This window comes from Arcicella sp. LKC2W (assembly GCF_034931005.1).
In the GTDB taxonomy this organism is placed as follows: domain Bacteria; phylum Bacteroidota; class Bacteroidia; order Cytophagales; family Spirosomataceae; genus Arcicella.
Genome location: NZ_JAYGIN010000064.1, coordinates 1 through 2111, shown reverse-complemented (window position 1 = coordinate 2111; position 2111 = coordinate 1). Strand labels below are relative to the sequence as shown.

General features: G+C 33.8%; 1 protein-coding gene. It reads right to left on the bottom strand.

Features of this window, described 5'->3' with window-relative positions; all coding sequences use genetic code 11:
- Positions 1-375: 375 nt before the first annotated feature.
- A complete protein-coding gene (locus VB796_RS23665; RefSeq protein ID WP_323349067.1) occupies positions 376-1755 on the bottom strand; it encodes a vanadium-dependent haloperoxidase in 1380 nt (459 codons plus the stop codon).
- Between the last annotated feature and the right edge of the window lie 356 nt (positions 1756-2111).

The window sequence follows — 2111 nt, the reverse complement described above, 5'->3', positions numbered from 1 at the left end:
AATATAAAATCATGAAACACGATTTATGTGCGATTTTAAGTTTTAGATTTTGTTTGGCTTAGATTTTATAAAACCTCTCATTTTTGTGGAACGCAATGATATAATTTTGATGAACATCAGGGGGTTGTTTGATGGTTGATTCGTTAGCTCGATAACCTTGTACAGTGACATCATCCAAGAGTTTTGATTTGGTTGTGTCAGAAGTTGTTTTTTGGGAAAATGCTGAATAGCAAGAGATTAAACTTAGGAAAATGTATTTCATGTTGATAATTATTGTACAAATGTAATATTTAGTTTGTTGAAAGGGAATGATATTATTCACGAGAAGTCCTGAGCAATAGCTAAACAGTTGTTTTATCAATCAGTATTAAAGATTTATTTCTTCCAAGCCAAACGGTTGACAGCTTTTCCTGTTTGATAGCCCAGACGTAAGCCTTCCGAACAATCCATTCGATAATGTACTCCTAAAGGAATCCGAGAATAGGCATTTTCTGCTGCCATTTCATTAAAATTTTTGAAACTACGAGGCGTTCCAATAAATTCCGTTCTTCCTTCATGACATCTATCGGTCATGGCATAATTTTTACCATAAATATCGGTTAGGATTTCGGCAGCAACTGCCCCAAAAGTAGAATGTCCCGACGGATAGGCGGGAAAAGGCGGAGTCAAACCCTTTATTTGCACTAATGGATTATTCAAACTACTGATCCAAGAAGAATTTATTTCTCTACGAATGTAAGTCACTGGACGTTCAACATTGTAAATATATTTTGAATGCCAACAAGCCAAACCTGCATCGCTCAAACCTATCGAAACTTTAGTGTATGTATAAATTGCTTTTTCTAACGAAACCTTTTCTTTTCTGATAACTTGCTGGGCAATCGCAATCCAACGACCTGCGGGTTCAAAGGTTAATTTATAAATATCGTCACTCCAAAATTCTCCAATCCATTTTTGTTCGTAAGTTAGAGGAGTTGTAACTTGGTGAACTTCAAACCCTTGAAAGAAAAATGCAGAGGAAGTGCTACTACTATATGGAGCAGGTGGCAATGCCAATTTTTCTGACTCCGAAATTGCAAATCTGCGGGTTTTTCCCCAATAGGGCAATAAAGGTTTACTATAATCTGGAAAAGATGGTTGCCATTTCCCTGCACCAGTTGGGGCAACATAATCGTTTGGTTGATTATTCAAATATCCCTTACTTCCTACTTCATCAGTTAATGAAAAGTCAAAAACAGCCTTTGCAACAGCTTGAGCGAATAGCTTTGAGCGGTTCAATTCTTCTGTTGATATTTTACTTGAATCAAATTTTTTATACTGAGTTTCAATTTTAGCTTTATCCTCAATCGTCACGTGTGGAAAGAAATTTTTGTGCATTAAATAATAGACTTCATTCACAACCGCTTCATCATTATACGTCTTCCCAGATTCACGAACAGGAATATTCAGTCCCGAAAAATTGGTAGAAACAGATTTATAAACCGACGAACTTGGCACAATGGCTTCGTAAGCTGCCAAGTTGATATAAGCCAGCGAGCGAGCCGCAACTGGCGGACGAAATCCTGAGGCATATCGTTCAACTTCTAAAAAAGTGTCCATCCATTCCAAAGCAACAGTTGCCACAATTTTACTGTTAGAATCTGTTGGTTTAGTTTCTTGATTTGTTCCACAAGAAGCCATTATCCATACAACAAAAGCTATTCCCAAAGGAATAGAAAAAGACTTCATAATTGAGCGAAGATAAAAATACTTCATAAACGTATCATGTTTAAAATTAGACAAAATGGACTTTTTTTGATTTTTCCTATCACGAAATTAAAATGGAAATAAATTCCAATAAAATGGAAAAACAAAAACTGTACCAAATGCAAAATTACTCAAAAGTAGGAGTCAAGAGAAATGAAATGTAAATTGTTATAATATTTTTATCAAAAAAATGCTGATTTTTGTATATTTTCAATAAAAATTTATACGTTTTAGGAAATTTTTATTGATTTATCTAAAATTAATTTTCAAAATAATATTCCACTTATTTGGAAATTAATTTTAAATATCCGTAAATTTGGAAAATATAACGATAGAATGATTCAATTTTAATAAAACAAGTTGGT